At 50.0% G+C, this 4,754-nt stretch carries 5 protein-coding genes and 1 pseudogene; 4 read left to right on the forward strand and 2 right to left on the reverse strand.

Translation table 11 applies throughout. The annotated features are described in order from the left end of the window. Positions 1-321 precede the first annotated feature (321 nt). Together ACR0J8_RS24055 and ACR0J8_RS24060 are read right to left on the reverse strand one after the other, a co-directional pair. The gene (locus ACR0J8_RS24055) at positions 322-1,788 is read right to left on the reverse strand and encodes a SpoIIE family protein phosphatase (protein ID WP_480527786.1); all 1,467 of its coding nucleotides are present in this window, start codon (positions 1,786-1,788) and stop codon (positions 322-324) included. A gap of 25 nt (positions 1,789-1,813) precedes the next feature. Further along, entirely contained in the window at positions 1,814-2,191 is a 378-nt protein-coding gene (locus ACR0J8_RS24060; protein WP_480527785.1) for a hypothetical protein, read from the reverse strand. Between the two features lie 120 nt (positions 2,192-2,311). On the opposite strand from ACR0J8_RS24060, the gene ACR0J8_RS24065 reads away from it, so the two are divergent. The 4 genes and pseudogenes from ACR0J8_RS24065 to ACR0J8_RS24080 form a co-directional block, all read left to right on the forward strand. Beyond that, positions 2,312-2,866 (forward strand): SiaB family protein kinase, encoded by a 555-nt coding sequence (locus ACR0J8_RS24065; RefSeq protein WP_480527782.1) that lies wholly within the window; start codon positions 2,312-2,314, stop codon positions 2,864-2,866. Between the two features lie 9 nt (positions 2,867-2,875). Then, on the forward strand, positions 2,876-3,265 hold the full coding sequence (locus ACR0J8_RS24070; RefSeq protein WP_170614902.1) for a DUF1987 domain-containing protein: 390 nt from the start codon (positions 2,876-2,878) through the stop codon (positions 3,263-3,265). Further along, positions 3,262-4,317, forward strand: a complete 1,056-nt coding sequence (locus ACR0J8_RS24075) for an adenylate/guanylate cyclase domain-containing protein (RefSeq protein WP_480527780.1) — start codon at positions 3,262-3,264, stop codon at positions 4,315-4,317. Before ACR0J8_RS24070 ends, ACR0J8_RS24075 begins: the two co-directional genes overlap by 4 nt. A gap of 242 nt (positions 4,318-4,559) precedes the next feature. Beyond that, a pseudogene (locus ACR0J8_RS24080) lies at positions 4,560-4,754 on the forward strand (IS5/IS1182 family transposase); the annotation flags it as partial.

Genomic DNA, 4,754 nt, shown 5'->3' on the forward strand with positions numbered 1-4,754 from the left:
CAGGCCTAGTCGTCAGCGGGTCAGCACGGAGCATTTCTAACAGTGAGCACGGGATATTTTCGACCGCCGGAGAGGCCGCTTACTGGCGCTTTAGGGACAGCTTACGAGACCGCTAACTGGCTCTGACGGCGTCCGTAAGACTGGACCGCTGACGACTAGCCCGGGTGCTGACGGTGGTCGCCGGTGCTGGCGGCTTACACTATGAAAAAACCGACTTTTCCTCTCTCACCTGCAGGCCAAGCAGTCCTTTTTCGTCAGAAACTGGGCAGACCACAGTTTTTTCCCATAAGGAGCTACCCAGCTCACCTCATAAAAAGCACCCTAACTTGTGTTTTGCAACGGACGAAAAGCAATCACCGTCAAATCATCCATGCGCTCTTCATTCTTCCTGTAATCTTGGAAAGCATCTTCGATGGCCGCCAAAAGCTCTTCCGAGCTCGACCAACTGTCTTGCTTAACTATCGACATTAATCTTTGAACTCCAAAGGCTAAGCGCTTTTCGCCACCCAATTGGTCGATCAGGCCATCGGTAGAGATAATCAGATCAACAATTTGATCTAAGTGGATTACGTGCTCGATAAATTTTGGCCCTCTTGGGGTGTCCGCATACCCAATACTATGTTTATCACCTCGGATGCGATCAACGTTGTCCACCGACTTAACCAACAAAGACATGTGTGCCCCTGCGAACTTGGCTATCCCTTTGCTTGAGTCGATCTGGCAAATTGCTGCGTCCATACCGTCGTTTGAAGTCGAGTTTTCAGTGTCCTGGTTTAGGAGGGTGCGAGTTAAATCGCTCAGTTTCGATAAGGCCGAAGCGGGGCTGAGCCTGTCGTTTTCATAGTAAAGCCGCTCGAGAGTAGCGATCGCCAGCATGGTCATGAAGCCTCCTGGTACGCCGTGACCGGTACAGTCAATTACGGCAAGCGTCGAAATCTGTCCTTCCGACCTGATCCAGTAGATGTCCCCGCCGACCAAGTCGCGAGGTTCCCATTTGACCGCAAAATCGGCGAAGGCGCTCTGACACTGACTTGCAGTAGGCAACAACCCCTGCTGAATTCGCGTGGCATAGTTTACACTGTCGACGATCTGATGGTGCGCTTCACGGATCGCGTTGACGCGTTCGACCTCCCGCTCCAGCATTGAGTTGTAGCTTTGAACAACTTTACCAATCTCATCTTCTGACTGGTACGGGACCCTCTGCGGATCATCGTATAGTTCGAACTTTTCAATAGCTTTCAACATTTGACCGAGAGGTCTGTTGATAAGCCACAAAAATGCAGCAGCACCTGCTAATATCAGCGCAAGGCCTCCGAGAATTCCCAAAAGAACCACAACTCCAACTTCAGTCTGCAACTCATTGTTCAGAATCTCCTGATCAATTCGTGCCAACATCATTGTCGACCCTGCTGCTGTCGGGACGGAAACGACGATATCCAAACCGGTTTTTTTTATCCTGTCACAACCTATGGCAGGCCAGGAGGCCAAGGTTTTGGAGCTTTCCTCCAGCTTCTGTTCGGCGCAAATTACATAAGGAAAACCAGAATAGACGGCCAGCAGGCTCGTCGCTTGTGTAAAGTTTCGTGCTTCAACCAACTCAGCCAGCGGCCTCGCAATACGGTTTGCAATCGTTGCCATTTCCGCTGCGACCTGGTCCGTTTGAGCTTGTCTTTTGAAGTCATAATAAAAAAGAAGCACCACGGCATTAAATACACCCCCGATCAACAGGGTCGCGAGAATGTGCTTTAGGAAGATGCGGCGACTTAAGAAGGCCCTGAGACTACGCACTAAACGCCTCTACAGTGTTTGGCATCTAGTTCCCGATGTTCTTCATAGCGGCCTGAAGAGCACCACGATTATTGACGATCATCTGAACAACCTTGTAGTCCCCGGAAATTTCCCGCACCAGAAAGTCTGCGGTCACGGTGTCGCCACCTTCGGTTATCATTTCAGAGCAGACGAAGTAATCGCTTCCTGCCGGAATAACCATGGGATGAACATTTGCAGGGTATACGGTTTCAATCGCATTGGTTGTTGTGTCCAGATAAGTGTAAGCACCATCGACCATCACGCCATCGACATGGGCAATCATGGCGGATTGGAGCTTTGCTTTCACCTCGGTCGGAATGTCGGCCGCTACAGCCGGTCCAGACAAAAGTATAAGGGCGACCACACATATTAGCCTAATCATGCTAACCTCCCCGCTGATAAGCCTGCACAATTGATACCCTAAAAATGCATAAATGTGTATCTTATGATATCAAGACCTGGATTGAACTTGGTGCCGTCCAAGCATAATCAAGGAGAACAGATGCTTGCCAGCGAAGTCTACGAACTACGTGCTAACCTGCGAAAACAGGGCGTTGTTTTCGCCTACAGCGGTTATGTAACCGAGAGCATTCTTAGCGGCGTCGGCGATGCGTTAAAGCAGAAGCTGGTATCTGAAGATGCGGACACCAAAACGCTTCGCAGTGTATTCGCAGTCTTTGTGGAGCAGATGCAGAACATCATCAGATATTCCGTTGAAAGGTTGCCTGCTGACGGTGAAACAGCGGTACTGGACATAAGTTACGGCATACTGACCATCGGAAACGAAGCTGGCAGCTATGTCGTTCATGCGGGAAACCTGATCCTGTTGAACGATGTCGACACCATGCGGAACCGGCTATCAGAGCTCCGCGATATGAACCGAGAAGAACTAAAGGTCGCATACAAGGACCAACTCCGATCCGAAGCCGATAGTGTCAGCAACAGTGCGGGTATCGGGTTAATTGAAATTGCGCGTCGAGCGTCAAAGCCAATCGAGTTCGATTTTATGCGAGTTGATGACCAGCACGCATTCTTCGCGCTCAAAGCCACGGTTTAAGAGGGTAGAATGCAGAACATTAAAATCCCGGCGACAAACCGCACTCCGGCTGTGGCATTTGATTTTGATGCTGGTCACCTCAGGCTTATTGGAGAATCCTATCCAGAGGATGTTACGACCTTTTTCAATCCATTGTTTGATTCCCTAAAAAACTGGCTTTCCGAAGGTTCAAATACCGCCTGTCGTTTTGACTTTGAACTTATCTATTTCAACTCCTCCAGCGCTAAAGCTATCATGATGATAATGGAGCTTTTGGATTCCGCTGCAGAAATGGGAAAGAAAGTCGAAGTTTACTGGTTTCATGATCCTGAAGACGAAACCATGGAAGAGCTTGGCGAGGAGTTCGGAGAAGATCTTAAACACGCCAAGTTTTCGCTAAAAAAGTTGTCTGATCAATGACTATCGACGATCTTTTTGCCAAGGAGAGAGAAGCGTTGGAAGTCGCGGAAGCAACTTTGAGCAGCGGACAATTCCCAAATGAAGAGACGCGAAACTCAATAAAGAACCTCGTTGAAGAATACAGGAAACTGCTTCGGACGACACGACGAATGATGCGGTTGAGCGATCGCAATGAGCGGGAACTGAATGCATTGGCTGAAAAGCAGCGCATTGCGGCCGAAGAGGTAAACCGAAAAAACCAAGAGCTTGAAGCGTTGTCAGGGAAGCTTGCTAAGTACTTATCACCGCAAGTTTACAAATCGATCTTTTCCGGGCGCCAGGAAGTCAAACTCGCCAGCAAACGAAAAAAGCTGAGTGTGTTCTTCTCGGATGTGGCTGGATTCACGGAACTTACGGATCAGATGGAGTCTGAAGACTTAACGGAACTTCTGAACAGTTACCTGACCGAAATGGCAGCAGTCGCTTTGAGCTACGGCGCGACGATAGACAAGTTTATCGGTGACGCGATCCTTGTCTTCTTTGGTGACCCGGAGAGTAAAGGAGTGCGCGAAGATGCTTTGGCTTGCGTGAGAATGGCAATTGCGATGCGAGACAAGTTGGCTGAGTTGCAGGCTGAATGGAGGAGGCAAGGAATAAGACAACAGCTACAATGCCGTATTGGCATCAATACAGGCTTCTGCACGGTTGGAAATTTTGGAAGTGACGACCGTATGGATTACACCATCATTGGTGGTGCCGTGAACGTTGCCTCAAGGCTAGAGCATCAGGCAGAGGAAGGAGAGATTTACATCTCTTACGAAACCAGGGCGCACGTAAACCACGAAATAGAAACCGAAGAGGTCGGTGCAATCCAAGTCAAGGGCGTGGCTCAACCCGTAATGACCTACCGCGTCCTGGGCCAAATAAGATCGAGACCCCACCTAGAAAAAGTCTCTCATGAAAAGCCAAACTTTCGATTGGTTTTCGACCCGAACTTAATGACGTCAGAAGAACGGGCTGAGAACTCAGAAATCCTAAAGTCAGCGCTTGAATCTCTCCGTAAAAAAACTTGAGATTTGAAGGGCCAACGACTAGTGAACTTGGTTAACTTACCGCAATTGATCAGGGTCTCGGCTATTTATTAGACACTGTTACCCGGGTGCGCACAGCCTTCATCCGCCACCTACGACCAACATCGACTTCGGCAAAAAAGAAAGCAAAGCCGATATCCCCCGGCAACCCGCTAAGGGCCGCCGAGGGTTCTGTTTAAGAGGGTGGTCTTCGGTTAACGACATAGTCGGCCAACCACTGCCAGTACCTGAAGGCTCATCGCACGGCGTCCAGTTTGGGCGTCAAAAAAGGGGGCGTGGACGCCTGATCGGTCGCGCCAAGGGCGGCATGAACACCAAGTTGCATGCCATCTGCGACAGCCGGGGACGTCCGCTCAACCTGTTCATCACCGCCGGTCAGGTCAGCGATTACATTGGTGCGCAGGCACTGCTGAGCGGCC

The organism is Ruegeria sp. N11 (genome assembly GCF_056531525.1).

What these genes read in the sequence shown, in the direction of transcription:
- ACR0J8_RS24075 (WP_480527780.1), top strand. Translation starts at nt 3,262, where the DNA reads ATGACTATCGACGATCTTTTTGCCAAGGAGAGAGAAGCGTTGGAAGTC.
- ACR0J8_RS24065 (WP_480527782.1), top strand. Translation starts at nt 2,312, where the DNA reads ATGCTTGCCAGCGAAGTCTACGAACTACGTGCTAACCTGCGAAAACAG.
- ACR0J8_RS24060 (WP_480527785.1), bottom strand. Translation starts at nt 2,191, where the DNA reads ATGATTAGGCTAATATGTGTGGTCGCCCTTATACTTTTGTCTGGACCG.
- ACR0J8_RS24070 (WP_170614902.1), top strand. Translation starts at nt 2,876, where the DNA reads ATGCAGAACATTAAAATCCCGGCGACAAACCGCACTCCGGCTGTGGCA.